The organism is Arthrobacter sp. zg-Y916 (assembly GCF_020907385.1).
GTDB classification, from domain to species: domain Bacteria; phylum Actinomycetota; class Actinomycetes; order Actinomycetales; family Micrococcaceae; genus Arthrobacter_B; species Arthrobacter_B caoxuetaonis.
Genome location: NZ_JAJJOD010000002.1, coordinates 114,897 through 140,595 on the forward strand (window position 1 = coordinate 114,897; position 25,699 = coordinate 140,595).

A 25,699-nucleotide genomic window follows, 5' to 3' on the forward strand; every position below is an offset into this window, starting at 1 on the left:
TCCGCGACGGCCGGTAACAGCAGTAAGTCTAGGAGCACCCCGTTACCCGCCCATGTCACCAATGTTTCGGAAACGTTTCGTGCACCGGGGCCCCTGGCTCCACCCTAGCCTGTGACCACTCCCCGGGGCATAATTGGGCGTCGTCACAGTGGGGCGGAGCGCGCAGCCCCACCCGGTAGTCTTAAACGGTGGTTGACAGACGAAGCATTGGTTCATGGCTCGAAGGGCCGCCGTCCGACGAAGAGAACTGGCCGGGACGGAGGCTTGGACGCCCGCGTTCGGGTCCCGGCTCGATTGCGCGGGTGGGCCCGCGCCTGGGTGCAATCATCATTGACTGGGCGCTGGCCTCGGTCATTGCCTACGCGTTCTTCGGAGGGACGGAAATTTCCATCCTCCTCGTGTTCGCCGCGGAACAGATCGTCCTGGTGGGGCTGCTGGGGTACAGCATCGGCCACCGGGTCTTCAGCCTTCAGGTTCAGAAACTCGATGGGAGCGCCGCCGGGCCACTGGCCGGCGTCGTCCGTGCCCTGCTGCTCTGCCTGGTGATTCCAGCCCTGATCTTTGATGCGGATCAGCGCGGCCTGCACGACCGGGCGATGAGCACCGTTCTGGTGAAGGTCAAACACGGCCGGTAGCACCCGCCAAGAGCACAAAAGGGCCCCGGATCACTCCGGGGCCCTTTTCGTACGCGGAAACGGCGTGGCTGCGGCGGTTAGCGCCCGCGTGCGGCCTTGCGGTCCGGGCGCGCACGGTAAGGATCGATGCCCTTGGGGATTGGCAGGCGCTGGCCGAGGGCGGAGAGCCGCTTGTTGACTGCCTGGACTTCCTGCTTCGTCAGTGACTTCTTGAGCTTCCGGACCTTCTTGGCTACCTGCTGCAGGGGCACCTGGCCCTCGCCGCGGCCGGTCTGGATAACGTGGACCGGCACGTTGGGCACAATGCGGTTCATCTTCTTGCGCTCACCGTCCACGAGGACACGGACGCGGTTGGCAGGGCCTTCAGTCACCAGGACGATGCCCGGGCGGCCGATGGCGCGGAAGACTGCGTCCTGGGTGCGCGGGCTGACGGCTACGGGCTGCTCTTCGAGGATCCAGCCCCGGCGGAGGACGCTCAGTGCCGCGCCGGAGGCGCCGGGCTGCCCTTCAATCTGCGAGAACGCGGCCCGTTCGGCACGGCGCGAAAGGATGAAGACGGCGGCGAGCAGGCCCAGCGGGATCGCGATGATGAGCATCGTGACCCAGTTGTTGATCAGGAAACCGATGATCAGGCCGACGGCGATGATGCCCAGGAAGGCCCCCACCATCCACCAAACCACCATGGGATCGTTGCGCCGCGTCATCTTGAAGACGTCGGCGATCTGTTTCATGCGGCCTGGCTGCTTGTTCTTCTTTTCAGCCTTCGGCTTACGTGAGAAGAGGCCGCGGCGGGCGCCCTTGGATGCGTCGGAATCAGTGCTGTTGGCCATAATGCGTCAATTCTACGTGATGAAGTCCCCGCATCTTCTCCGCGTGACACGGCTGGCCGGAGCACCCGCCGGGATCATTCGCGCAGCGGGTCCCGCACCGTGGAAAACGCTTAGCTAACGGCGCGCCAGGACCGCTGATGCTTCCTGTGCGGCTGTCCCGGAATCCCCGATGTGTGCAAGGTTTGCCGGAACTTCGCGTCCCTTCTTCCGCATCGCTCCCGCCCACAGCCTGCCGGCCCGGTAGGAGGACCGCACCAGGGGTCCGCTCATGACGCCCAGGAACCCCAGTTCCTCCGCCTCGGTGCTGAGTTCGACGAACTCTTCCGGCTTGACCCAGCGGTCCACCGGGAGATGGCGATCGCTGGGACGCAGGTACTGCGTAATGGTGAGCAGGTCGCACCCGGCATCGCGCAGGTCCCGCATGGCATCCGTTACCTCCGCCCGCGTTTCGCCCATGCCCAGGATCAGGTTGGACTTGGTGACCATGCCCAGAGCCTGCCCCTGGGAAATTACGTCGAGGGAACGCTCATACCGGAAGGCGGGCCGGATCCGTTTGAACAGCCGGGGCACCGTCTCGACGTTGTGTGCGAACACTTCCGGCGCCGCGTCGCAGATCGCCTGGATGTACTCGGGTTTGCCGGAGAAATCAGGGATCAGGATTTCGACGCCGGTGCCGGGGTTAACCGCATGGATTTGGCGGATTGTCTCTGCGTACAGCCAGGTTCCTTCATCCTCCAGGTCATCCCGGGCCACACCGGTAACCGTGGCGTAGCGCAGTCCCATGGACTGCACTGAGCGTGCCACCTTCAGTGGTTCCATCCTGTCCAGCGCGGAGGGCTTGCCCGTATCGATCTGGCAGAAGTCGCAGCGCCGGGTGCATTCGGAACCGCCAATGAGGAACGTCGCTTCCTTGTCTTCCCAGCACTCGAAGATGTTGGGGCACCCGGCTTCCTCGCAGACGGTGTGCAGACCCTCCTTCTTCACCTGCCCCTTCAGCTGCACGTACTCGGGTCCGATGTTGACCTTGGCTCTGATCCAGTCCGGCTTGCGTTCCACCGGAACGGCCACATTGCGCTGCTCGATCCGCAGGAGGCGGCGGCCTTCGGGGGCAAGTGTCACTTCAGGACTCCTTCGTTGTAAGTGCCGGACTCTGCCCGGCGTTCCGGATCCGAGTGGGCAGCTGAGGCATGCAATGTGCCAAGGCTCTGCCGCAGCCGCGCTTCCACCGGCCCGACGACGTCGGCAGGTGTCACGGTCCTGCCGGTCTCAGCGCTGATCGAGGTGGTCCCGGCGTCGGTGATGCCGCACGCAATGATCTGGCTGTAGGGCGCCAGGTCGTTGCTGCAGTTCAGGGAGAATCCGTGCATGGTGACACCGTGGTCTACCCGGATTCCGATCGCGGCGATTTTCCGGTCCCGGCTCCCGCCGGTACCGCGGATCCAGACACCGGAGCGTCCCTCGATCCGTGCTCCGGCCAGTCCGTGGTCGGAGAGTACGCCGATGATTGCTTCTTCGAGGGCGGAGACATAGTCGACGATGAGGACCGGATCGGGAAGGCGGAGTACCGGGTAGCCGACCAGCTGCCCGGGGCCGTGCCAGGTGAGTTTGCCGCCCCGGTCCACGTTGATCACCGGAGTACCGTCAAAAGGCCGCTCATGCGGTTCGGTGCGGCGGCCGGCTGTATAGACGGGAAGATGCTCCAGCAGGAAGACGGTGTTTGCCCTGCTGCCTGCCCGAACCTCGCTGTGGGCAGTGCGCTGGAGTGCCCACCCGTCGTCGTAGTCAAGGAAGTCCGGAGCGAGCCCTGCGCGCACAAAGTGCAGATCCATAGGGGACAGCCTAGTGGCTGTTCTCCAGACCCGCCGGTGTGAATCACATCACGTTACCCCCTGTCTGTGGATAACTCCTGCAGCAGCGTCGCGGACCCGCTAGAACTGTCCCCATGAACGCTACGGAGGACCCGCACAGCCCGGGGCTGGCCGGGTCGGCGCCGGACGGCGGCGGACAGGGGGAGCAGACCGTGCGCCGTCCGGTCGTGCCCGGTTCCGGATGGCGCATCGGGCGGCTGCTCGGGGAAGGCTGCCACAGCACCGTCTGGCTTGCGCAGCGGTTGGCCGACGGCGCCTGCTTCGCCCTCAAGGTTCCGCACCGGCGGCAGGACCCTGCGGAAGAGTTTGAACGCAGGCGCGAGGTCACCATCCTCACCCGGCTGCAGCACGAGAACCTCCTTGGCATCCATGGGCTGCTGAACACGGAGGAAGGGCCGGGCCTCTTGCTGGAATACGCTGCCGGGGGCAGCCTGGCCGGGCTGCTGGCGCTCCGGGGAACACTTTCAGAGGGTGAAGTGGTCACCGTGCTGACGGCAGCGGCACGTGCCCTGGCCTGCCTGCACGCCGATGGTGCCGTTCATGGTGCTGTCACGCCGGGGAACATACTGTTCACGGCCAACGGCAAGCCGCTGGTGGCGGACTTTGGCACCGGCCGGATGTTTCCCGGGCAGCAGGATGTCCCGATGGGAAGCGCGGGTTCTGCGCCGGAGTTGCCCACAGGTGCCGGCTCCTCCGCACCAGGGCCGGAGGCCGACGTTTACTCGCTAGGAGCGCTGGGCTGGTTGATGCTGACCGGGCGGCCGCTCAAGCCGGGTCTGCGTCCGCCGCTGATTGTCGCGCTGGGCGGAGGAAACCCGCGTCTCTGCAGCCTCTTGGAAGCAGCCCTGGACGAGGATGCCGGAAGGCGGCCAACTGCGGAGGAATTCTCGGTCGGAGTCTTCCGGGCTGTTGACGCTGAACCGCTGCAGTTGCCGGCAACTGTCCCTCCCGGCATCCAGCCGGACACGCAGACCCGGCGTGCTGCCCGGGACGCCGCCCACCCCGGGCGCCGGCGAAGGCGCCGCCCGCGGTTCGGCTTGCAGAAAGCCTGGCCACAGGAAACCGGGCACCCCGGGTCCGTAAGGGTGCGCCGGGCAGCCGGGCAGCGATTCAGGAAGCTGTGGCTCGGCGCAGCAACAGGAATCGTGGCGGTGACGGCTGTCTGCGGAGCCGTAGCGGTGCTGGCGCCGGAATTGCTCGGTCCCTCGAAGGAACTCCTGCTGCCGGCGGCAACGGATGTTCCGGCTGCCGGGGCGGCCGGAGAGGCACCCTCCGGCACCAACGTGCCCGAAGAGGAGGCTGATCACATCCCCTCTGCGGGTGCCTCCAGCGACCCGGGACAGGCAGATCAGGACGTTCCTTCTGACTATGAGCTTTCCGTGCTGCAGGGCCAGGACCCCCTGGCGGCAGTGCATGTCCTGTCCACGCTGCGTGCCCGGTCCTTTGAACGCGGCGATCCGGCGCTGCTCGGCTGGGTAAACCTGGCCGGTTCCCCGGCGGAGGAGGCGGATTCGGCCGAGGTAGGGCGGCTGAAGGAGAAGGGTGAACGTCTTTCCGGGCTCCGCCTGGACGTCCTGCGGGCCGTCTCCGCGGGGGAAGGGGGCTCCGGGACCGAACGGGAGCTGGTTGCTGTTTCCATGGAGAGCTCGGGTTTCCAGCGCGTCCGGGCCGACGGGTCCCCGGCTGGCCCGCCTGGTGCCGCCTCCGGCCGGGATGTGGTGCTGGACCTGGTGCGGACGGACAGCGGATGGCGGATCGCTGCCGTTCTGCCTGGCGGGGAAACCGGGGGCGGGGGAGCGCAAAGATAGGATCGTTCTATGAGCTCAACTCCCTACCTCCGCTATCCCGACCTTCACGGCGACCGGGTCACGTTCGTGGCCGAGGATGATGTCTGGGTTGCCCCGCTGGACGGTGGCCGGGCCTGGCGTGTTTCCTCGCTGCAGATGCCCGCCCGCAACCCCAGGTTCTCACCTGACGGGTCCCGGATCGCCTGGACCGTTGTCCAGGGAGGGGCCCCGGAAGTAGTCACTGCCGACACGGAGGGTGGCGACTTCCGCCAGCTCACTTTTTGGGGCAATCCCCACACGCGGGTCCGCGGCTTCAGCTCGGCCGGGAGGATCATTGCGACGACCCCCCACGAGTTTGAAGATTTCCGTCTCCGCTGGGCCTATGAGGTGCCGCTGGACGGTTCAGCTCCGGTGCGCCTGCCCTACGGGCCGCTGGACACTCTCGCTGAGGGCCCGGCACTGGGGGACGAGCGTCCCATGGTCCTCGGCTCCGTCCTCAGCCGTGAACCGGCCCGCTGGAAGCGCTACCGGGGCGGCACGGCGGGCAAACTCTGGATCGATGCGGACGGCAACGGGGAGTTTACCCGCCTGGTGCCCGAGCTTGACGGAAACCTTGCCTACCCGATGTGGATACAGGGCAGGATCGCGTTCTTCTCGGACCACGAGGGCCACGGAAATATCTATTCCGTCACGCCCTCGGGCACGGACCTGCGCCGGCACACCGATTTCGAGGACTTCTACGTCAGGCATCCTTCCAGCGACGGCGCCCGGATCGTCTTCGAATCGGCAGGGGCACTGTGGCTCCTGGCAGACCTCGAGGCTGAGCCTGTCCGCCTCGACATCACCCTGGGATCCGCGGGCACCGGACGGCGTCCCCGTCCGCTCAACGTGGCACGCCACCTCAGCGCTGCCGCCCCGGACGCCACCGGGAAGTCCAGCGTGGTGGAAAGCCACGGCACGCTGCACTGGCTCACGCACAAGGACGGCCCGTCACGGGTGATCGAAGCTACCGCCGGCGTCCGTGCACGCCTGGGCCGGCCGCTGAGCGGCGGGCGGGCCGTCTTCGTTGCGGACCCGGGAAACGAGGAAGCACTGTTCATCAAGGACGTCTTCGGCTCCCTCCCTGCGGGAACCGAAAAGCGGGAGGTTTCTTCGTCAGCTCCGGCAGCACCGGCCGCGGTGCAGGAGCAGCCTGAGCTGCCCAAACCGGTTTCGGCGTCGGGCGCGGCTCTGCCGGTTCATGCTCCAGGGGGCAGCGACGCGGGGACGCAGCCGCAGGATCCTTCAGCGGCTTCGGGTACAGGCGCCTCGGAAGCAGTGCTGGCCTCCCAGGACACCGCTGCGGAATCCGGGCTCACCAGAATTGCCTTTCCCGCTCCCACGCGGACCTCTGAGCTGCTTCCCAGTCCGGACGGGCGGCTTGTGGCAGTGGCAACGGAATTCGGGCAGGTTTACCTCCTTGATGTTGAGGAGGCCGAGCTTTCCCTGGTGGCGGACAACGGCCACGGGGCGGTGGACGACCTCGCTTTCAGCCCTGATTCCCGCTGGCTGGCATGGGCGGAGCCCGTAGCCGGCGAAGGTGCACGCACCAGGATCCGGCTCCGCAAGACAGCTGGAACCACAGAGCAGATCCAGGACGTGACGGACGGCAGGTTCCACGACCACAGCCCCTCCTTCACCAGGGACGGCCGGTTCCTCGCCTTCCTCTCGGAGCGCAGCTTCGACCCGGTCTACGACACCCACGGTTTCGACCTGGGATTCCCGACGTCCACCAAGCCCTTCATGGTGGCGCTTGCCGCGGCCACGCCGTCTCCGTTCGGTCCGGCCGCCCACGTGGTGGAGCCGGCCGAACCCGCGGCACCGGTGGAATCGGATGATCCCCACCACGGCCCGGGACAGGCAGCTGATACGGCCGTTGACCTTGACCGGCTCGCCGAGCGCATCATCGCGGTACCCGTCCCGCAGGGGCGCTACTCCAAACTCCGTGCTGCCGACGGTGCCCTGCTGTGGCTCGCCGAGGACGTCTACGGCGTCACCGGCGACGGGCGGGCCACCTCCGCGGACCGTAACCCGGGCAAGCGGCTTGAACGCTTCGACCTGGGCAAAAAGGACGTGTCAGTCCTGGTCCCTGCGCTCGACGATTATGAGCTCAGCGGCGACTGCAGCACTGTGGTGCTGCGTCATGAGCACCGGCTGCGGGCCGTGCCCGCTGCGTCCCGGACGGAAGAGGACTCTGCCGAGAACACCACTGTGGACCTGTCCCGGATCCGCGTGCTGCTGGAACCGGTCAAAGTGTGGGGCCAGGCCTTTGACGAAGCATGGCGGCTGCAGCGGGACTTCTTCTGGGCCCCGGACATGGGCGGGCTGGACTGGGAAGCCGTGCACGGGCGCTACCGTCCGCTGGTGGCGAACCTTGGCTCGCATGACGACCTCGTGGACCTGCTGTGGGAACTGCACGGTGAACTGGGCACGTCGCATGCCTACGTGACGCCTCCGGCCGTGACCGAAGCCGGTGCCGGAGCTCAGGGCTTCCTGGGCGCGGACCTGCGGCCGGGAGCTGGAGGATGGGAAGTCACCCGGATCCTGGACGCGGAGTCCTCTGACCCGCAGGCCATCTCCCCGCTGAGCGCTCCGGGAGCTGACGTTCGGCCCGGAGACGTGATCGCTGCCGTGGACGGACTTCCGGTACCGGCGGACAAGGGTCCCGCGGCGCTGCTTGTGGGCGCGGGCGGCCGTGCCGTTGAACTGACCATCGTCCGCGGCGGTGAGGACCCGGCACCGCAGCACCGCCGAATCGCCGTCGTCCCGCTGCGCAGCGAAGAGAGGCTGCGCTACCAGAACTGGGTGAACGGCAACCGGCGGGCTGTCCGCAGCGCCTCCGAAGGAAGCTTCGGCTACCTGCACATACCGGACATGGTCGCGAGCGGCTGGGCCCAGCTGCACCGGGACCTGGACAGCGAAGCGGCTAAAGATGCCCTGATCATCGACGTCCGGCATAACCGCGGCGGGCACACTTCGCAGCTGGTAGCGGAACTGATCGGCCGTAAGGTCACCGCCTGGAGCCTGCCGCGCGGGGAACAGGCCGGGACCTACCCGGCGCAGTCCCCGCGGGGCCCGGTGGTCATCCTCTCGGATGAGTTCGCCGGATCCGACGGCGACATCGTCACCCAGGTAGCCAAGCTGCGTGGGATTGGGCCCGTTATCGGCACCCGGACGTGGGGCGGCGTCGTGGGCATCGACGGCCGGTTCCAGCTGGCGGACGGTACATCGGTCACCCAGCCGCGCTATGCCTTCTGGTTCACCGGGGGAGTCGGCTTCGGGGTAGAGAACCGCGGCGTCGAACCCGACATTGAGGTCCCGTACCCGCCGCATGCGTATGCGGCAGGTGAGGACCCGCAGCTGGAGCACGGGGTGGCGATCCTGAAGGAGATGCTCTCCGAACTGCCCACAGACCAGCCGCCGGCCCGGGAAGGCTATCCCACGCTCCGGCCCGCACCGCTGCCGCCGAGGCCCCAGGCCGGTGCGCACGCTCCCGGGTCAGCGGACCAGTCGGCAAAGTAGGAAACCGGCCGCAGTGAAGGAATTCTCCTGCCGGGAGGGTTCCTTCACTGCGGCCCGTGGGCGGCGGCAGGAATCCTGCTCACCGAGCTTTAGGCCGGTGGGGCAGCGTAGATAGAGGAGCGACGCAGGAGTAATCTCAGACGATGGGCACTTCCCCGGATTCCCCCCAGAAGCACCCGGTCGTCGTCGGCGTTTCTCCAGGCCAGCCGCCGCATGTGGTTTTGCAGGCTGCCCGCTTCGCCGAACGGTTTGGAACCGAGCTGATTTGCGCGCACGTGAACCCTGGCCGCTTCGGCACCGGCGAATCTCCAGACGGCTCCATGGACAGCTCCCCGATAGATCCCGATTTCGCCGACGAGCGCGAGGTCGGCTTCGACTCCCGGCTGGCCTCCGACCTTGCCGGGATTCTCGCTGATTCGGACGTTTCCTGGCGCACGCTGGCCATCCCCGGAGACATCGCTGCGGCCCTCGGCCACCTCGCCGACACCGTCGACGCCGCCATGATCGTTGTGGGCACCCACGAACGCTCCCTGGGCGGCAGCATCCAGGAGTTGTTCAACCGGTCCGTTGCCGTGAACCTTGCCCGCCGCCAGCTGCGCCCGGTCCTCGTGATCCCCGCCCGTGCCCTCGGTGCCGACACCGCGCAGGATCGGACGGGGGAATGAGCCCCGGCCTCCGCCCGCCGCACCTGCGCTGGGCGCCCATCGCGCTTGTTGCCCTCGGCGGTGCGGCCGGTGCGGCCAGCCGCGAGGGCCTCTCCCTGGTCATCCCGAATCTCGGCGAGGTGCCGGTCGCAATCCCGATTATCAACGTGATCGGCGCCTTCCTGCTCGGCTATCTCTACGAGGCAGTCACCCGTCTGGACAGCTCACGGCCTACCGGCAAAAACCTCAAGCTGCTGCTTGGCACCGGATTCTGCGGCGGTTTCACCACGTACAGTTCGCTGGCTACCGACACGGCCGTGCTGTTCCGCGACGCCCTGCCCTGGGCAGCAGTGATCTACGCGCTCGGCACGGTGATCGTGGGCGCCGTCGCCACCTGGGCCGGTATCGCCGCTGCCAGCGCGGTTAACGCCCGGGCGTCCGGACGGCAACGCCAGACCGGACGGAGGGCCGGCTCATGACTTTCTGGGTATTCCTTCTGCTCGCATTGGCCGGCGGGGTGGGCGCGGCGGTCCGGTTCCTGGTGGACGGACTCATCCGCTCCCGCCTTAAGACGACGTTCCAGTGGGCGACGACGATCATCAACGTCTCCGGCTCCCTTGTCCTGGGCCTGCTCACCGGGCTCACCATGGAGCGTGTTGTACCGACGGACCTCAGCATTGTGATCGGCACCGGATTCCTGGGCGGCTACACCACCTTCAGCACGGCCAGCTATGAGACCGTGCAGCTGATCAAACAGGGGCGCTACGGTGCATCGTTCATCAGCGGTGTCGTGATGCTGGTGTTCTCCGTAGCCGCTGCGGTGCTCGGCCTCTGGATCGGCGCTTCCCTGTAGCCTAGGGCCGTTTGGCAGCGGGAATGTAGTGGGCGATCACCAGGAACACCCACGTGGTGAGGATATACGGCCAGGTGTAGGTGGGTCCGGAGAGCTCGTGCATCAGCAGGGTCACCACGGCTGTGACGGCCGTTCCCACGACGGCGAGTATCCAGGACAGTGTGCTGCTGCGCAGGAAGACCACGGCCAGTGCAATGGCGGTGAGCACGCCCGAGTAGCCTGCCAGGCCGTTCGCGGTTTCCGTGAGGGACTCACCGAGCGCCAGTGCGCACAGGCTGCCCACCACGCTGCCGAGCAGCCCGGCCAGGCCCACTTTCCAGCTGGCAACGAACAGTCCGAGCAGGATCAGGGCCCCGGACCAGACGTTGTTGACCAGCACAACCTCGGACACATTCGTCAGCAGTGAGCGCGCAAAGGCCAGGGGCTCCGAATCAATGGTGGACGACGGCGCCGCGCTCACGTGCAGGGCCTGGGTGCTGAGCAGTATCCCGGTTGCCACGATGCAGAACGGTGCCGTCGTGGAAGGCAGCGCATAGATTTTCAGCGGTGTCTTCGTGAACAGGGTGACCACCAGCCACGTCACGGGGGCGCAGAGCAAACCGCCGACAAGCGCGATCGGATATGCCTGCCACTGACCTCCGACAGCAGAGAAGGTTGCAGCACCGGCGAGTGCGCCGCAGAAGCCCTGCAGGCCCGACGTCACCGAGGAGGCCTCTGCCCCGAGCAGACGCCCTCCCACCGTGTTTCCCGCACAGCCGGTCAGTACCAGCAGGGCCATGCGCCAGTCGGCTACGGCGAAGGCGGCCAGGATCAGGAGCGCCGTGTAGATGTTGCTCTGGAAGAAGATCTGCGACAGTCCCTGGCCCCAGCCGCTCACCCAGCCGGAGCCTGAGATGGCGGGACGTGACGCTGCTGCACCGGCGCTGCTCATGTTCTCTCCTCCCCGTGCTCGTTCTCCCGGGGCCTGTCCGCCGCTGCTGCACCGGGGCTGCCCCGTCCGTTGGGCACGGCCCAGCGCTCCTCCACCCTGCCGAACTTCCAGTAGGCGGTGGAGATGAGCCAGACCAGAATGAGCGTGCCCACGATGATGTAGCCCAGGTTCTCCAGGTCAAGGCCGGCTACCCATCCGGTGAGCGGGTCGCGCAGCCCGAGTTTCTCATTCAGCAGCCCGACCAGCTCGATCCCGCCGATCATGACAGCAATCATCACCGAGAGTCCGGTGATGGTGAGGTTGTAATAGACCTTGCGTACCGCGTTGACGCTCGCCCAGCCGTAGGCACGCACCATGACCGCGGAGTCCAGCGTGTCGAACAGGCTCATGCCGGCGGCGAAAATGAGCGGCAGGCAGAGAATGGCATACCACGGCAGCCCCGTTGCCGCTCCCGTTCCGGCCAGCACCAGCAGCGCAATCTCGCTGGCGGTGTCGAAGCCCAGCCCGAACAGGAACCCGACAAAGTACATCTTTCCCGGCCGGTCGATGGTGCGCATGAGCGGCCGCAGGACACGGCTGATGATGCCGCGTCCCTGCAGATGGCGCTCCAGTTCGAGCTCATCGAGGTCCCCGTTGCGCGATGCCCGCCAGACCTTGAGGATCCCCATGAACGCGACGGCGTTGATGAGCCCGATCACCAGCAGGAAGACGCCGGAGACAACAGTTCCAAACACCCCGAGGCCGCTGCGTACGCCGTTGCCGTCATCGCTCAGTCCCACTGCCCAGCTCACGCCGAGCGCCAGCAGCGCAGCCATCAGGAAGACGATGGTGGAGTGCCCCAGGGAGAAGAACAGGCCGACGCCGGCGGCCGGGCGGCGCAGGTCCACCAGCTTGCGGGTGGTGTTGTCGATGGCCGCGATGTGGTCGGCGTCGAACGCATGCCGTACGCCCAGCACATATGCCACCACGGCGATGCCCACCCCGAAGACGGAGGAACCCAGCTGCAGGTGCAGCGGCTCCACCAGGAAGAAGAAGAGTCCGAAGCCCGCGATGTGCAGTGCGATGACCGGAATGAACGCGAGCGTCACCTGCGCCCGGTAGGAGCGCTGCGGCGGCGCTGCTTCCGCCAGCGCGTTCGAGTGTTTGCGCAAGGTCAGAACCTTCCTAGGTTTTCCGGATCACGGGTGCCCGTTTCCCGGTCAGCAGCTCATGTACGGCAGCGGCCGCGGCCGTGTTCGCTGCCGCCACAGCCACGGTGTCGTTGCCCACCAGCCGCATCCAGACGCCGGCGTCACCGGGCAGCGTACTGACCCCGAAAATCAGGTCGCCGCCGCTTTCGCTGACCGCCAGGTTCACGGTCTCGGCCAGCTGGGCAGCCGGAACCAGGGGAGTGAAGACGTAGAGCATCGCCAGCACATCGTGGCCGGCGAGTACGCCAAGCCCGTTCACGCCTCCCGCTTCCCCAACCCCGGTATCGTCCTTGGGGCAGAGCCGTACCCGGTCCAGGGCCACCAGCCTGCCGTCCGGCCGCCGCACCTCGAGATCGGAGGCGTACACGTCGTAGGCATGACGCTCACCGCGGGCGAGCCGGCCGGCGTACACGGTCTCACCCAGCAGCAGAGTCGCGGACTCGTCGAGCACTACCGACGTCTGCTGGTAGAAGCGCGAATCGGCAAAGGGCACAACGGGGTCGGGCAGATACTCCACGTAGGAACCCTCGCCGGCCTCGATGTTCATGACGGCAGTGGCATAGCCGTGGTCCATGCGGTACACGCGGGTATGCGCCTGGGTGGTCACGTGCGCGGATGTTCCCGGACCGAAGCGCATGTCGGTGCGCTGCCGGTCGCCCTGCAGGATGCCTCCGCCGGATGACATGAGGTAGGTGTAGGGCAGGTCGGGGCGCAGCAGGTTGAAGTACAGCGGCCTCATGATCTGCAGCGGTGACTTCTGGTAATGCTGCACCAGCTCGGTGCGGCCTCGGTTGCGGTCGAAGCCAAGCTGCAGGATGCCCACTTTTCCGGGACTGCCGACGGGCAGGCCGGTTGGAGCGCCGGTATGCTGCAGTACTTCCTCTGGAACCCGGAGCGGTTCGTAGTACGCCGGTTCAAGCCGGTAACCGCCGGTGCTCGGCGACCGCCCTCCGGTCCGGGGTTCTGGTAGCGGGGGAACGGAAGTCAGCGGTGACGGTGAAGCGCTTCGCGGATCCGCAGCGTTGACCGTCATCCGATGAGCTCAGTCTTGGCGCCGTTCCACTGCGTCATGATTTGCTGGTGGAGTTCGTCCACCCCATGCCCTGTGAGGGAGTTCGTCAGCACTACCGGCCTGCCATCACGCACCCGGTGGGCATCGCTCTCCATCACGTCGAGGTTGGTGCGCACGTACTGTGCAATATCGATTTTATTGATCACCAGGATGTCACTGTCGGTGATTCCCGGCCCCCGCTTGCGGGGCATCTTCTCACCCTCCGCAGTGTCCAGCACAAACACGAACACGTCCGCCAGGGCCGGTGAAAACGTGAGGGTCAGGTTGTCTCCGCCCGACTCGTAGATGAGGGTATCGATTTCGGGAAACCGGTCCAGCATCTCCGCACCGGCAGCCAGGTTCATGGTCGGGTCATCACGTACTGCTGTGTGCGGGCAGGAACCGGTCTCCACCCCGATCACCCGCTCGGGATCGAGTATGCCGTCCAGTTCCCGGCGGACGTGGTGGGCGTCCTCCTGCGTATAGATGTCGTTTGTGATGACGCCGGGGGTCCGTCCGGCCGCGATGAGCCGGGGAACGAGGGCCTCCGTCAGCGCAGTCTTGCCGCTGCCCACGGGTCCGCCGATTCCGATCCTCAACACGTTCTCGCTCATATCTTCCTCATTTCCAAAGTACGTTCCATCTCTGGGTGTCCGCGCATCCGCCCGGTGCGCGCCGGTTGTTGCCGCCCTAGCTGGCGAAGAGCCGTGCGTCGGCTTTTTCATGCCGGGCGGACATGACATCCGCCATTGGCGCACAGCCGCCGAGGTCAGCCAGGTCCCGTTCCAGGGCGGCGTCGGTCGCCTGCTCTATCACGGGGGCCGTTTCCAGCAGGACCGCCTGGGCATGCCGGTGGTCCGTCAGCCGCAGCCGGAGCGCGGCACCGACGAAGCTGGCCGAGAAGGCGAACAGATCTGATGCCACGGCCTGCCGGGTCTGGACCCCGCCGGCTGCATACACCGCTGCCGTCACGACCGGCTGGCAGCCGGGCGTGGCCCGGCTGCGCACCCGTTCGGCGTATCGGGCGAGGATCGGCTGCTCCATCAGCTCGGCACCCAGATCGATCAGCTGGTGCCCGCTGCGCACGGACGCCTTGCGCATTTCCGCGTTCAGTTTGGAAGCGAAGAGGAGCTGGTCGATTTCCTGCACCAGGTCGACGTCGCCGTCGGACGCCGCGCGGTGCGCTGCGGCGAGGGCTGTTGCGTCCCCCGGACCGACCGAGTGCAGCAGCAGCCCGGCCAGCAGCGGCTGCACGTCGCCGCGCTTGACAAGCCGCGCCTGGCTGTAGCCCTCAAGCCCGTGCGACATCGTGTAGAAACCGCTCGGGAAGGCAGAGTCTGCGAACTGCAGGCTCGTGAGCAGCTGCGATATATCCGACATGCGCCGCCCCTAGGCCAGGAAGAACAGCTGGGTCAGCGGGAGGGACTGTGCCGGGGGTATGGAGGCCAGCGTGCCGTTGTACCTGACGTCGTAGGTCTCCGGGTCCACGGTGATGTCAGGCGTGGCATTGTTGCGGACCATGTGTTCCTTGCCGATGCCGCGGCAGCGGTGCACCGGGAAGACCTGGCTTTCCAGCCCGAGTTGTTCCGGCACGCCCTTGTCGATGGCGGCCTGGGACATGAAGGTTGCCCGGGTGCTCTGAAGTGCCTTGCCCTGCGCGCCGAACATGGGCCGGTAGAACACCGGCTGCGGGGTGGGCAGGGAAGCGTTCGGGTCTCCCATCAGCGCCCAGTTGATCAGCCCGCCCTTGACGATCAGCCTGGGCTTGGCTGCAAAGGACTGGATCGGCCAGAGGACGATGTCCGCCATCTTCCCCGCTTCCAGCGAACCGATGTAGTCAGACACGCCCTGGGTGATGGCCGGGTTGATGGTGATCTTGGCCAGATAGCGCAGCACCCGGAAGTTGTCGTTGTCCGCACTGTCTTCCGGCAGCTTGCCGCGCTGGTCCTTGCAGTGGTGGGCGATCTGGAAGGTGCGCATGAAGGACTCGCCGATCCGCCCCATAGCCTGGGAATCGGAGGACACCATCGAGATGATGCCTTCGTCGTGGAAGACGGTTTCGGCCGAGATCGTCTCGGCCCGTACCCGGGAGTCTGCGAAGGCAACGTCTTCGGGGATGTCGTGGGAGAGGTGGTGGCAGACCATCACCATGTCGAGGAGCTCGTCCACCGAGTTGGCAGTGTAGGGCAGCGTCGGGTTCGTGGACGAGGGCAGCACGTTGGGGTGGCCGGCCACCTTGATGATGTCCGGTGCGTGCCCGCCGCCGGCGCCCTCGGTGTGGAAGGTGTGGATGGTGCGGCCGTCGATCGCGTCGAGCGTGTTTTCCACGTAACCGGCCTCGTTGAGGCTGTCGGTGTGCACCGAGATCTGGATGTCGTAGTCGTCAGCCACGGAAAGCGCCATGCTCAGCGCAGCGGGTGTCGCACCGAAGTCTTCGTGGACCTTCAGTCCCGCCGCACCGCCCTCGATCTGCTCGATCAGGGCATCCGGCAGCGATCCGTTCCCCTTGCCGAGCACGCCCATGTTGACGGGCATCCCCTCGATCGACTGGAGCATCCTGCCGAGGTTCCATACACCGGGAGTGGTCGTGACGCCGTTGGTGCCGTCGGTGGGCCCCGTGCCGCCTCCAAAGAGCGTGGTGATGCCGTTGGACAAGGCCGCAAGGGCCTGCTCGGGGGAGATGTAGTGCACGTGGGAGTCGATGCCGCCGGCGGTGGCAATGAAGTGTTCGCCGGCCAGCAGTTCGGTGCCTGGTCCAACTACAAGACGGGGATCGACTCCGCTCTGGGTATGCGGGTTCCCGGATTTGCCGACCCCGGCGATCTTGCCGTCACGAATGCCGATGTCGCCCTTAACGACTCCGAGAATCGGGTCCAGGATGATGGCGTTTGTGATGACCAGGTCCAGGACTCCTTCAGCGGAAGTTGCCTGGGGGTCGGCGGCCATGCCGTCGCGGGCGGTCTTGCCGCCGCCGTAGACAACTTCGTCGCCGTAATGGCCCTCGTTGAAGTCCTTCTCGATCTCGATCACCAGATTGGTGTCGGCCAGACGGACCCGGTCGCCGGTGGTCGGACCGAAGAGGTCCGTATACTGTTTACGCGAAATTTTCGCCATCAGTTCTTCCCCTCGTTTGCGGAGCCGGCCTTCGCCGCACCGCCCTGGTTGTTCGCGCTGGGTTTGGCGGTCGGCTTGCCGTCCTGGAACCCGAGTTCCCTCATCCGTGCCATGGCGCGGATCTTGGTGTCAGCGGCGTCGAGGCCTCCGTCGACGAGGTTGTTGAAGCCGATCACCCGCCGACCGCCGGCATAGGCGGTGAGGGTCACCTCCCGGGTGTCGCCGGCCTCAATACGCACTCCGGTACCTGCCGGCAGGTCCAGGTGCATGCCGTACGCGAGTTCGCGTTCGAACAGGAGAGCCTTGTTGGTTTCGAAGAAGTGGAAGTGGGATCCAACCTGCACGGCCCGGTCGCCGGTGTTGCTTACCAGCAGGGTGACGCTTGGCCGTCCGGCGTTGATCTCAATGTCCTCTTGCTTGTGGTCATAGGTGGGGCTGCCCATCATGATGTGTCCTTCCCTAGCGCGCAGGGCGCTGCATGTGGTTGTGCGGTGGGGACCCGGTCAATTCCTGCCGATCGGGGCGGGGATGGCTGTGCGGATGGCCGGCGGCCATCCCGGAGCTGTGCGGATGGGAGTGCCCGCCGGACTCCTCAAAGGCGTGCGAGTGGGCGTATCCGTGGCCGTGGTCGGCCTGCAGGCCGGCTTCCACGCCGGTCCGGCCGTGGCTGAGGGCGTGCAGCGTGTCGCGGACACGCTCACTGATTACCCGGAGCACTGCTTTTTCGCTCATCAGCGCGCCGTAGAACTCGACACCGGAGAACCCTTCTTCGCCGTACGGCACCACGTCCGAGTACACGGTTGCTGCCCGGCGGAAACCGGCCGGAACCACGAAGGCGTGCGTGCTGCCGAGCAGCCGGAGCCGCTGAACAGCCTCCAGAAGTGCTTCCACGCTGCTGACCGCCGCCGTCTCAACGGGGATGCCCGCTCCATGGGTGCGGACCAGGTGGGAGATGCGGTAGAGATCGGCGTCATCGAAGGGGTTGGCGGCATCCGCGGTGATCAGCACTGCGGATGCCGCCTCCCGCCGCCGCACTTCGGTGGCTGCGGTTCTCAGCCAGGCCGTGAGATGGTCCGGGGTTCCGAAGGGCTCGGACAGGGCCAGCTGTGGCCCGGCGTTTGTGGTGCCGCCTGCCGCTGAGAGCCAGTGAAGTGTCTTCGCCGTGTCGGCAATGAGGGTGGGGTTGCGGCCAAAGGTCATCGGAAGCACCACTACCGGCTGGGGGTCGGAACCGGAAACGTCACCGCCCCGGTCGAGCAGTTGTGTGAGCAGATTGTGGAGGGGCCGGCCGGCCGGACTGACGAAGACACCGGGCATCAGGTCCGGCACGAAGGAAAGATCCGCGCCGTTCCCGCTCTCGTGTCCTCCAACCAGCACCACCGCCGCGCCCGGCTCCGGGCGCCGCGTCAACTCACACTCCGATGGGATCGTGGCAGGAGACAAGCTTGCTGCCGTCGACGAAGGTCGCCTCGATCTGCAGCAGGGGCAGCCGCTCACGGACGCCGTCCATGCACTGGCTCTCAGAGACGATGGTTTTGCCGAGCTCCATCACCTCCGCCACGGTCCGGCCGTCCCTGGCCCCTTCCAGGATTGCTTCGCAGATCAGGGCAGTGGCCTCGCTGACGTTGAGTTTGGTTCCCCGATCGCGTCGTTTGCGGGCCAGATCGGCCACTTGATACACGTACAGTTTGTCGATTTCCTTGGGCGTGAGGTTCATGTCTTCACCTTCAGAACGCAGTTGCGGCTGTCTCGAAACCGCTCCCTTGGCTCGCTGCCAAGCTCGCTTATAAGCGAGCGTACGCGCAGCGACTGACCGGCAATACCCTAAAGGACCTCTCCCGGGCGGGAGAGGTCCTTTTCGCCTGGGTGGCACCGGGCGGCGCTGGCGGGACGTGCGGGACTAGGCTTCCAGCGAGGCCTCCATGGTGATGGTGATGCCCGCCAGGGCCTGCGAGACGGGGCAGCCGGTTTTGGCTGATTCTGCGATGTCCGTGAATTCCTCCGCTGTCAGGCCGGGGACGACGGCGGAAACCGTAAGGTGGCTGCCCGTGATCCCGGTTCCGGGAACAAAGGTGACCTCGGCGGAAGTGTGGATGCGTTCAGCGGTTTTGCCGGCCTCGGCCAGCGCGTTGCTGAAGGCCATGGAGAAGCAGGCGGAGTGGGCCGCGGCAATCAGTTCTTCCGGGCTGGTACGCCCGTCGGCTTCCTCAGCGCGTGCCTTCCAGGTGACATCGAACGTACCGAGATGAGAGGAGTCGAGCGTGACTTCACCCCTTCCATGGAAGAGGTCCCCGTTCCAGACGGTATGGGCTGAGCGGACAGTAGCCATGAGTGCTCCTTCGAGGGGGTGGGCCGGGGCCGGTGTCCCCGGCTGCGGCCCATCCTTGCAGGTCATGCCTATTCCAGCCAGACCCCCGCACCACCAGCTCCGTGGGACTTCGGCATACAAAAAGAATGCCTCCCGTCCAGGAAAGGAGGGGAGGCATTCGGTGACCCCCGGGCGGGGCCTAGTCAGTTGTTACCACATGGTGGCGAGTGCGACGTTCACAACAGTCAGGATGCCGACGCCGTTAGCCAGTGCGCCGGGGACGGGCTGGTCCTTCTTGTACTTGCGCTGGCCGATGAACGCCATGACGGCAATGGCCAGGGCAATTGCAAGCTTGATTCCGACCTTCAGGTGGTTGACGTCGCCGTCGCCCATCTCATTCATGCCGACCAGCAGGATGCCGGTGACCAGCTGCAGCAGCGCCGCGTGGAACTGGCCGGGCATGACGGTCGGGTTCTTGATCCTGGCGACCCAGATGCCGACGATCAGTCCTGCGCCAAGGATGTGGAGGAAAACGAGGAAGCTATGAAGGAAGTCCATGCCTTCGATGTTACCGACACTATGTCAGCGGATAACAATTAAACGGTAACTATTCTACAACGAGTAGAAAATTGCAGGCCAGATGCCTTAAACGACGGTGGGCACCCCCAAGGGGGCGCCCACCGCGAATCTGGTGCTAGAGACCCAGATCGGCCTCGAAGTTGCCTTCTTCCAGCCGTGCCCGCAGCGTCTGCAGGAATCGGCCGGCGTCGGCGCCGTCCACCAGTCGGTGATCGTAGGTGAGGGAGAGGTACATCATCGAACGGATGGCAATGGTGTCATTGCCGTCCTCATCGGTGCGCACCACCGCGCGCTTGACGATTGCGCCCGTGCCCAGGATTCCGACCTGGGGCTGGTTGATGATCGGCGTGTCGAAGAGGGCTCCGACGCTGCCGATGTTGGTGATCGTGAAGGTACCGCCGGACAGCTCGTCCGGGCCGATCTTCCCGCTGCGGGTCCGCGCACCGACGTCGGCAATGCGCTTGGCCAGGCCGGCGATGTTCAGGTCGCCGGCGTCATTGATGACGGGAACCAGCAGACCCTTTTCGGTGTCCACCGCGATGGCCAGGTGCTCGGCGTCGTGGTAGGTGATTTCCTGGCTCTCGGAGTCGTAGGACGCGTTGAGCTTCGGGTGCTGCTTCAGCGCCTCGACGACAGCCTTGGCGATGAACGGCAGGAACGTGAGGTTCGCACCGTTCTGCTCCTTGAAGCCTGCCTTGGCCTGCTGGCGGAGGGCAGCGATGCGCGTCATGTCGACTTCGTGGACCTGGGTCAGCTGGGCCGACGAGTCCAGGGACTCCACCATGCGGCGCGCGATCGTCTGGCGGATCCGCGGTGCCTTGACCGTGGTGCCGCGCAGCTTGGCGCTTTCCTCGCTGATCTTGGCCGGTGCGGCCTTCTCGGACGAAGCAGCTGCAGCCGGGGCTGCAGGAGTCTCGGCCTTCTTGGACTCGGCAGCGGCGAGCACATCCTGCTTGCGGATGCGGCCTGCCACACCGGTGCCCTTCACCGTGGAGAGGTCAACGCCGTGTTCGTTGGCCAGCTTACGGACCAGCGGGGTGACGTAGGTTCCCTCGGAAGAGGGCTCCTCTGCCTTGGGAGCTTCCTGCTTGGGAGCCTCCTGCTTGGGAGCCTCCTGCTTGGGAGCTTCCTGCTTGGGAGCTTCCTGCTTGGGGGCTTCTTCCTTCTTCGGCTCGGCGACAGGCTCGTCGCGCTCAGTCGACGGAGCAGCTGCAACCGGTTCCGCTTCCTTGGGCTCGGCCTTGGCCGGAGCAGCGGAACCCGAACCGATGACGGCCAGGACGGAGCCGACCTCGGCCGTCTCGTCCTCGTTGACCTTGATTTCGAGCAGCTTGCCTGCAACCGGGGACGGAATCTCGGTGTCGACCTTGTCGGTGGAGACCTCCAGCAGGGGTTCGTCCACGGCAACCTCGTCGCCTACGGACTTCAGCCAGCGGGTGACGGTGCCTTCGGTGACGCTTTCGCCCAGTGCGGGAAGGGTCACGTCGGTGCTGTCACCCGAGCCGGAATCATCAGAGCCGGAGTCCTGTGCAGGTGCAGCTTCTTCAGCCGGGGCTTCCTGTGCAGGTTCCTCTTCCTGTGCCGGGGCTTCTTCCTCGGCAGCCGGTGCGTCGGAAGAGCCGGAGGATGCGCCGGAGCCGTCACCGATGCGGACGAGGGCTTCCCCGACCTCCGCGGTCTCGTCTTCGGCGACGAGGATTTCCTCGATCACGCCGGCCACGGGAGACGGGATTTCAGTGTCGACCTTGTCGGTGGAAACCTCGAGCAGGGGTTCGTCGACGGCGACGGTATCGCCCACCTGCTTCAGCCAGCGGGTAACGGTGCCTTCGGTGACGCTCTCACCAAGGGCCGGTAAGTTCACGGTTTCAGACATATTGTCCCCGTTTCTCCTTGTTAGTTCTTTGACCAGCCGTACCGCTGGTGCTGGTTGGTTTGAAGCCTAGTGCACCCGGCGGCCAGGCTGCCGGGTGCACCAGGAAAATTCGTTGTGGTGAGCCTTAGCCGTGCAGCGGCTTGCCGGCTAGGGCCATGGCGGCCTCACCGATGGCTTCGTTCTGGGTGGGGTGTGCGTGGAGCAGGCCGGCGAGGTCCTCTGGGTAGGCTTCCCAGTTCACGATCAGCTGTGCTTCGCCGATCTGCTCGCCGATGCGGCCGCCGATCATGTGGACGCCGATGATGGGGCCGTCCTTCTCGCGCACCATCTTGATCAGGCCGGAGCTGCCCAGGATGGAGGTCTTGCCGTTGCCGGCCAGGTTGTATTCCTGGACCTGGACGTTCTCGGCGCCGAGCTTTTCCTTGGCCTTGGCCTCGGTCAGGCCCACGGAGGCAATCTCGGGTTCGCAGTAGGTGACCTTGGGGATGTTGACGTCTTCGACGACGACAGGCTTCAGGCCGGCAATTTCCTCGGCCACGAAGATGCCCTGCTGGAAGCCGCGGTGGGCCAGCTGCAGGCCGGGAACAATGTCTCCGACGGCGTAGACGTTGCCGACGCCGGTGTGCAGCCGCTCATTGGTGATGACGAAGCCGCGGTCCATGGTCAGGCCGGCTTCTTCGTAGCCCAGGTTGGCGGTGACGGGCCCGCGGCCAACGGCGACGAGGAGCAGCTCGGCTTCGAAGGTCTTGCCGTCAGCGAGCGTGACGATGACGCCGTCATCGTTCTGCTCCACCTTCTCGAAGAAGATGCCGGTGCTGAACTTGATCCCGCGCTTCTTGTAGGCACGCTCCAGGTTCTTGATGATGGCCGCATCTTCGTTGGGGACCAGCGAGGGCAGGCCCTCAACGATCGTGACGTCGACGCCGAAGGAGTTCCAGACCGAAGCGAACTCGACGCCGATCACGCCGCCGCCGAGGATGACGGCGCTCTTGGGAACGTAGTCCAGGGTCAGTGCCTGGTCCGAGGTGATGACGCGTCCGCCGATTTCCAGTCCCGGAAGCGAGCGGGAGTAGGAACCGGTAGCAAGGATGATGTTGGAACCGGTGTAGGTCTCGCCGTTGACCTCGATGGTCTTCTCGCTGGTGAGGCGGCCTTCACCCTCGATCACGGTGATGCCTTTGGACTTGATCAGGCCCTGCAGGCCGCGGAACTTGCCCGCAATGATGTTGTCCTTGTAGGAGTTGACGGCGTCCATGTCGACAGAGTCGAACGTGGCGTTGATGCCGTACTTCGCAGCCGTCTTGGCGTTTTCGGCGATTTCAGCCGAATGCAGGAGTGCTTTGGTGGGGATGCAGCCGTTGTGCAGGCAGGTCCCGCCCAGCTTCGCCTTCTCAATCAGGCCAACGGAAAAACCCAGTTCCACGGAACGAAGGGCGGCGGCGTACCCGCCGCTGCCTCCGCCGAGGATCAGGATGTCGAACTCTTGCGCAGTTGCCGTATCGGCCACGTGGACGCTCCCTCGCGTAATCGGTGTGTGACGCGCAGGACGCGTCGGTTGAGTGATTTGGGCGGTAGTGATTAGGTCTCACACTATCGTCAGCGTTTGCCTGCATCCACTCGGTGCGGGACGGCGCCAGACGAATGTAACGAGAAACACGTGCAAAAACTGCCCTTGAAGTTGCACGCAGAATGCGGGGCAGTGTTATGCCGTGCGGGCCAGCACGTCCTCGGCGTAGGAAACAAGGGTGCGTACTGCCACGCCCGTTCCTTCCTTCGGCGTGTAACCGTACGGCTTGCCTTCGTTGAACGCGGGCCCGGCAATGTCCAGGTGCGCCCACGGAATCTTGACGCCGTCAACTTCCCCGACGAATTCGCGAAGGAAGACTGCCGCCGTCATCATGCCGCCGAAGCGTTCGCCGATGTTCGCGATGTCGGCGGTCGCCGAATCCAAGCTGGCCCGCAGTTCTTCGGGCAGCGGCATCGGCCAGAAAAGTTCGCCGGCGCGGTCTGCGGCAGCCTTGACGGCATCGCGGACGCCGTCCTCTCCCATCACCGCGGAAACCCGGTTGCCCAGGGCGATCATCTGCGCGCCGGTCAGCGTGGCGACGTCGATGAGAACGTCCGGGGACTCCTCGCTGGCCACGGCCAGGCCGTCAGCCATGACGAGACGGCCTTCGGCGTCGGTGTTCAGGACTTCGACCGTGCGGCCGCCGTAGGTAGTCATCACGTCGGACGGACGCTGGGCAGTACCCGAAGGCATGTTTTCGGCGAGGCACAGCCATGAAGTCACCTTCACGGGAAGGCCCAGTTCGGCAATGGCAAGAAGGGCGTTCAGTACGACGGCGGCGCCGCCCATGTCCGATTTCATGGCCTGCATGCCTGCAGCAGGCTTCAGCGACAGTCCGCCGGAATCAAAGGTGATGCCCTTGCCTACCAGAGCCAGTTTGGCCTTGGCCCGGGCGGGGGAGTATTCGAGCTTGACCAGGCGCGGCGGACGGGAGGAACCCTTTCCGACGCCGAGGATGCCGCCAAAGCCTTCACGTTCAAGCTTCTTTTCGTCCCACACCGTGACCTTGACCGGAAGGCCGCGCGCGGCCTCGCGGGCTGCGGCGGCAAAGGTTTCCGGGTACAGGTGGCTGGGCGGCTGGTTGACCAGCGAACGGGTGCTGTTGACGGCGCGGCCGAGGACACGGGCGCGTTCCAGGGCCGGCTTCAGCGCGGGCTCACCCGCGGCGGCTGTCACGACGGTAATCGAGGAGACCGGCGCGGGCATCTTTGAGGCGTGGGAGCTGCGGTGTTCCGTAAAGCTGTAGGCGCCCAGCAGGGCGCCTTCGGCAACGGCTGCTGCATCGGCCACGCTGGCCGCGGGCAGTGCCAGGGCAACAGTCTCCGTGCCGGCGAGCTGGCGCACGGCCGAACCGGCCGTCCGCCGCAGCGCCTCCGTGCTCAGCGGTTCGCCGGCGGAAACCGGTCCCAGCCCGGCCAGGACCAGCATCTCGGCGTCGAGTTCAGGCAGGCCGGGCAGCCGCACCACCTGGTCCACGGCGCCGGTCACACCCAGCAGTCCGAAGGAGCCGGCAACGGCCGAGGAGGTCTTTGGCGAGAGCGGGCTGTCAACGAGCACAGGGCCGTCCGGAGTCTGCCCGACTCCCACGACCAGGGCTTGTGCCGCAACCTTGCGCACATCCCGGGAAAGTACCTGCAGGTCCGGCTCACTGGCTTTGCTCACGAAGCTTCATCCTCTTCTGTGGTGTGTTTGCTGCTGCGTTGCTTTACCGATCGTAGTCTCTTAGCTGCTCTGCGCGCCGCCCGCCTTCCGTGTCTGCGGAATGAAATGGGTTCGTGCCGGCGTTTACGCTTGAGTAAGGATTGACAACACAGCGCTGTCCCGGCAGTGCAGCCCGCAGACCAACGGGACGAGTTGCAGGAAGGTAAGAACATGCTTGATCCGCTGACCCTGTTTAACCTGAACCCGGAATTGGCCGCCTCCGCTGAGGTGCGCGGGCTGAAGATGATTGCCGGGTTCACCGGCTTCGGGGAGGCCGGGCACGTCGTCTCCCAGGTGCGCGACGAACTGTTTGAACGCCTGGACCATGACCTCGTGGCGACGTTCGACGCTGACCAGCTCATTGATTACCGGTCGCGCCGCCCGGCGCTGACGTTCGTGGAAGACCACTTCAGCGGCTACGAGGCACCCCGGATTGAACTGCACCGTTTCCATGACGGACTGGGCGAGCCGTTCCTCTTCCTGACCGGCTTTGAGCCGGATTTCCAGTGGGAGCGCTTCACAGCGGCCGTGCTCTCCCTCGTGAAGTCCCTCGACGTGACCCTTGTGGCCTGGATGCACTCCATTCCCATGCCCGTTCCGCACACCCGTCCGGTTGGCGTCACGGCCCATGGAAACCGGCCGGACCTCATTGAGGGAATCAGCTCCTGGAAGCCTACCGCGCAGATCCAGGCTGCCGTGGGGCACCTTCTGGAACTGCGGCTGACGGAGGCCGGAGTCGACGTCGTAGGCCACGTAGTGCACGTTCCCCACTATCTTTCCGACGCGGAGTTCCCGCCCGCCGCCGTGGCGGCACTGGAATACCTCGGTGCGGCGGCTAATCTTGTGCTGCCCACCGACCGGCTGCGCGAGGCCGGCCGCGAAGTGGAGAAGCAGATCGCCGAACAGATCGAGGCCTCGGCCGAGGTCCGGGGTGTTGTGGCCACACTGGAGAGCCGCTACGACGAGTACACCGGCAGCACATCACGCCGGTCGCTGCTGGTGAAGGACAACGATGAGCTGCCCGACGCCGAGGAGCTGGGGGCAGCAGTGGAGGCCTACCTCGCCAGCCCGCGGGCCGAAGATGAGACGGAGGCCCTGCTTGAAGGACTCGGCAGCCAGGATGCCGCCGGGACGGAAAAACCGCAGCCAGAGGACGAGGACACTGTTGAACCGAATGGCCCCACACCGCTTCCCGGCACCGGTGACG

At 65.9% G+C, this 25,699-nt stretch carries 23 protein-coding genes and 1 pseudogene; 7 read left to right on the forward strand and 17 right to left on the reverse strand.

The window, feature by feature from the left end:
- Positions 1-188: 188 nt before the first annotated feature.
- Positions 189-635, forward strand: a complete 447-nt coding sequence (locus LOC59_RS05805; protein ID WP_227917212.1) for an RDD family protein — start codon at positions 189-191, stop codon at positions 633-635.
- Between the two features lie 77 nt (positions 636-712).
- On the opposite strand, the gene LOC59_RS05810 is transcribed toward LOC59_RS05805, so the two are convergent.
- The 3 genes from LOC59_RS05810 to lipB all read right to left on the reverse strand — a co-directional run bounded on the left by LOC59_RS05810 (position 713) and on the right by lipB (position 3,303).
- The gene (locus LOC59_RS05810; protein WP_227897109.1) at positions 713-1,465 is read right to left on the reverse strand and encodes a DUF4191 domain-containing protein; all 753 of its coding nucleotides are present in this window, start codon (positions 1,463-1,465) and stop codon (positions 713-715) included.
- A 114-nt stretch (positions 1,466-1,579) separates the two neighbouring features.
- Positions 1,580-2,584: a lipoyl synthase gene (gene lipA / locus LOC59_RS05815; protein ID WP_229970987.1), complete on the reverse strand. Its 1,005-nt coding sequence runs from the start codon at positions 2,582-2,584 to the stop codon at positions 1,580-1,582.
- Positions 2,581-3,303: a lipoyl(octanoyl) transferase LipB gene (gene lipB, locus LOC59_RS05820; protein WP_227897190.1), complete on the reverse strand. Its 723-nt coding sequence runs from the start codon at positions 3,301-3,303 to the stop codon at positions 2,581-2,583. Before lipB ends, lipA begins: the two co-directional genes overlap by 4 nt.
- A 104-nt stretch (positions 3,304-3,407) precedes the next feature.
- Here lipB and LOC59_RS16660 point away from each other — a divergent pair, with 104 nt between their 5' ends.
- From LOC59_RS16660 to crcB, 5 genes are all read left to right on the forward strand, one after another.
- Positions 3,408-5,141 carry a serine/threonine-protein kinase gene (locus tag LOC59_RS16660; protein WP_269440052.1) on the forward strand — a complete coding sequence of 578 codons (1,734 nt, stop codon included), beginning with the start codon at positions 3,408-3,410 and terminating at the stop codon, positions 5,139-5,141.
- A 9-nt stretch (positions 5,142-5,150) separates the two neighbouring features.
- Positions 5,151-8,681 (forward strand): S41 family peptidase, encoded by a 3,531-nt coding sequence (locus LOC59_RS05830; RefSeq protein WP_229970991.1) that lies wholly within the window; start codon positions 5,151-5,153, stop codon positions 8,679-8,681.
- A 143-nt stretch (positions 8,682-8,824) separates the two neighbouring features.
- Positions 8,825-9,346 carry a universal stress protein gene (locus tag LOC59_RS05835; RefSeq protein WP_227897105.1) on the forward strand — a complete coding sequence of 174 codons (522 nt, stop codon included), beginning with the start codon at positions 8,825-8,827 and terminating at the stop codon, positions 9,344-9,346.
- Positions 9,343-9,804 (forward strand): fluoride efflux transporter FluC, encoded by a 462-nt coding sequence (locus LOC59_RS05840; protein ID WP_227917216.1) that lies wholly within the window; start codon positions 9,343-9,345, stop codon positions 9,802-9,804. Before LOC59_RS05835 ends, LOC59_RS05840 begins: the two co-directional genes overlap by 4 nt.
- Positions 9,801-10,178 (forward strand): fluoride efflux transporter CrcB, encoded by a 378-nt coding sequence (gene crcB / locus LOC59_RS05845; protein ID WP_227897103.1) that lies wholly within the window; start codon positions 9,801-9,803, stop codon positions 10,176-10,178. The genes LOC59_RS05840 and crcB overlap by 4 nt, the downstream gene beginning before the upstream one ends.
- A 1-nt stretch (position 10,179) precedes the next feature.
- Here the strand turns inward: crcB and LOC59_RS05850 are convergent, their stop codons facing one another.
- The 14 genes from LOC59_RS05850 to LOC59_RS05915 form a co-directional block, all read right to left on the reverse strand.
- Positions 10,180-11,109, reverse strand: coding sequence for an urea transporter (locus LOC59_RS05850; RefSeq protein WP_229970993.1), 930 nt, complete (start codon positions 11,107-11,109; stop codon positions 10,180-10,182).
- Positions 11,106-12,260 (reverse strand): HoxN/HupN/NixA family nickel/cobalt transporter, encoded by a 1,155-nt coding sequence (locus LOC59_RS05855; protein WP_229970995.1) that lies wholly within the window; start codon positions 12,258-12,260, stop codon positions 11,106-11,108. The genes LOC59_RS05850 and LOC59_RS05855 overlap by 4 nt, the downstream gene beginning before the upstream one ends.
- A 13-nt stretch (positions 12,261-12,273) precedes the next feature.
- Positions 12,274-13,332, reverse strand: coding sequence for an urease accessory protein UreD (locus tag LOC59_RS05860; protein ID WP_227917223.1), 1,059 nt, complete (start codon positions 13,330-13,332; stop codon positions 12,274-12,276).
- Positions 13,329-13,964 carry an urease accessory protein UreG gene (gene ureG, locus LOC59_RS05865; RefSeq protein ID WP_227897099.1) on the reverse strand — a complete coding sequence of 212 codons (636 nt, stop codon included), beginning with the start codon at positions 13,962-13,964 and terminating at the stop codon, positions 13,329-13,331. The genes LOC59_RS05860 and ureG overlap by 4 nt, the downstream gene beginning before the upstream one ends.
- A 76-nt stretch (positions 13,965-14,040) precedes the next feature.
- Complete coding sequence (locus LOC59_RS05870; protein WP_229970997.1) at positions 14,041-14,730, reverse strand: urease accessory protein UreF; 690 nt, start codon at positions 14,728-14,730, stop codon at positions 14,041-14,043.
- 9 nt (positions 14,731-14,739) lie between these two features.
- Positions 14,740-16,464 (reverse strand): urease subunit alpha, encoded by a 1,725-nt coding sequence (ureC, locus tag LOC59_RS05875; protein WP_423723959.1) that lies wholly within the window; start codon positions 16,462-16,464, stop codon positions 14,740-14,742.
- Entirely contained in the window at positions 16,464-16,910 is a 447-nt protein-coding gene (locus LOC59_RS05880) for an urease subunit beta (RefSeq protein ID WP_227917224.1), read from the reverse strand. Before LOC59_RS05880 ends, ureC begins: the two co-directional genes overlap by 1 nt.
- A gap of 13 nt (positions 16,911-16,923) precedes the next feature.
- Positions 16,924-17,874, reverse strand: a complete 951-nt coding sequence (locus LOC59_RS05885) for a hypothetical protein (protein ID WP_229970999.1) — start codon at positions 17,872-17,874, stop codon at positions 16,924-16,926.
- Position 17,875: 1 nt separating this feature from the next.
- Positions 17,876-18,181 (reverse strand): urease subunit gamma, encoded by a 306-nt coding sequence (locus LOC59_RS05890; protein WP_227897094.1) that lies wholly within the window; start codon positions 18,179-18,181, stop codon positions 17,876-17,878.
- A gap of 183 nt (positions 18,182-18,364) precedes the next feature.
- A complete protein-coding gene (locus LOC59_RS05895; RefSeq protein WP_227897092.1) occupies positions 18,365-18,793 on the reverse strand; it encodes an OsmC family protein in 429 nt (142 codons plus the stop codon).
- A 189-nt stretch (positions 18,794-18,982) separates the two neighbouring features.
- A complete protein-coding gene (locus LOC59_RS05900; RefSeq protein ID WP_227897091.1) occupies positions 18,983-19,330 on the reverse strand; it encodes a hypothetical protein in 348 nt (115 codons plus the stop codon).
- A 136-nt stretch (positions 19,331-19,466) separates the two neighbouring features.
- Positions 19,467-21,224, reverse strand: coding sequence for a 2-oxoglutarate dehydrogenase, E2 component, dihydrolipoamide succinyltransferase (gene sucB / locus LOC59_RS05905; protein ID WP_229971001.1), 1,758 nt, complete (start codon positions 21,222-21,224; stop codon positions 19,467-19,469).
- Between the two features lie 124 nt (positions 21,225-21,348).
- Positions 21,349-22,731: a dihydrolipoyl dehydrogenase gene (lpdA, locus tag LOC59_RS05910; protein ID WP_227917227.1), complete on the reverse strand. Its 1,383-nt coding sequence runs from the start codon at positions 22,729-22,731 to the stop codon at positions 21,349-21,351.
- Between the two features lie 195 nt (positions 22,732-22,926).
- Entirely contained in the window at positions 22,927-24,453 is a 1,527-nt protein-coding gene (locus tag LOC59_RS05915) for a leucyl aminopeptidase (protein ID WP_227897085.1), read from the reverse strand.
- Positions 24,454-24,663: 210 nt separating this feature from the next.
- Between LOC59_RS05915 and LOC59_RS05920 the strand changes: the two are divergent.
- Positions 24,664-25,557, forward strand: a pseudogene (locus tag LOC59_RS05920) (proteasome assembly chaperone family protein); the annotation flags it as partial.
- Between the last annotated feature and the right edge of the window lie 142 nt (positions 25,558-25,699).

Excerpts from the sequence above, each read along its gene's own strand:
- LOC59_RS05810 (WP_227897109.1), bottom strand. The coding sequence starts at position 1,465 with ATGGCCAACAGCACTGATTCCGACGCATCCAAGGGCGCCCGCCGCGGC.
- LOC59_RS16660 (WP_269440052.1), top strand. The coding sequence starts at position 3,408 with ATGAACGCTACGGAGGACCCGCACAGCCCGGGGCTGGCCGGGTCGGCG.
- LOC59_RS05830 (WP_229970991.1), top strand. The coding sequence starts at position 5,151 with ATGAGCTCAACTCCCTACCTCCGCTATCCCGACCTTCACGGCGACCGG.
- LOC59_RS05835 (WP_227897105.1), top strand. The coding sequence starts at position 8,825 with ATGGGCACTTCCCCGGATTCCCCCCAGAAGCACCCGGTCGTCGTCGGC.
- LOC59_RS05840 (WP_227917216.1), top strand. The coding sequence starts at position 9,343 with ATGAGCCCCGGCCTCCGCCCGCCGCACCTGCGCTGGGCGCCCATCGCG.
- crcB (WP_227897103.1), top strand. The coding sequence starts at position 9,801 with ATGACTTTCTGGGTATTCCTTCTGCTCGCATTGGCCGGCGGGGTGGGC.
- LOC59_RS05850 (WP_229970993.1), bottom strand. The coding sequence starts at position 11,109 with ATGAGCAGCGCCGGTGCAGCAGCGTCACGTCCCGCCATCTCAGGCTCC.
- LOC59_RS05860 (WP_227917223.1), bottom strand. The coding sequence starts at position 13,332 with ATGACGGTCAACGCTGCGGATCCGCGAAGCGCTTCACCGTCACCGCTG.
- ureG (WP_227897099.1), bottom strand. The coding sequence starts at position 13,964 with ATGAGCGAGAACGTGTTGAGGATCGGAATCGGCGGACCCGTGGGCAGC.
- LOC59_RS05870 (WP_229970997.1), bottom strand. The coding sequence starts at position 14,730 with ATGTCGGATATATCGCAGCTGCTCACGAGCCTGCAGTTCGCAGACTCT.
- ureC (WP_423723959.1), bottom strand. The coding sequence starts at position 16,464 with ATGGCGAAAATTTCGCGTAAACAGTATACGGACCTCTTCGGTCCGACC.
- LOC59_RS05880 (WP_227917224.1), bottom strand. The coding sequence starts at position 16,910 with ATGATGGGCAGCCCCACCTATGACCACAAGCAAGAGGACATTGAGATC.
- LOC59_RS05890 (WP_227897094.1), bottom strand. The coding sequence starts at position 18,181 with ATGAACCTCACGCCCAAGGAAATCGACAAACTGTACGTGTATCAAGTG.
- LOC59_RS05895 (WP_227897092.1), bottom strand. The coding sequence starts at position 18,793 with ATGGCTACTGTCCGCTCAGCCCATACCGTCTGGAACGGGGACCTCTTC.
- LOC59_RS05900 (WP_227897091.1), bottom strand. The coding sequence starts at position 19,330 with ATGGACTTCCTTCATAGCTTCCTCGTTTTCCTCCACATCCTTGGCGCA.
- sucB (WP_229971001.1), bottom strand. The coding sequence starts at position 21,224 with ATGTCTGAAACCGTGAACTTACCGGCCCTTGGTGAGAGCGTCACCGAA.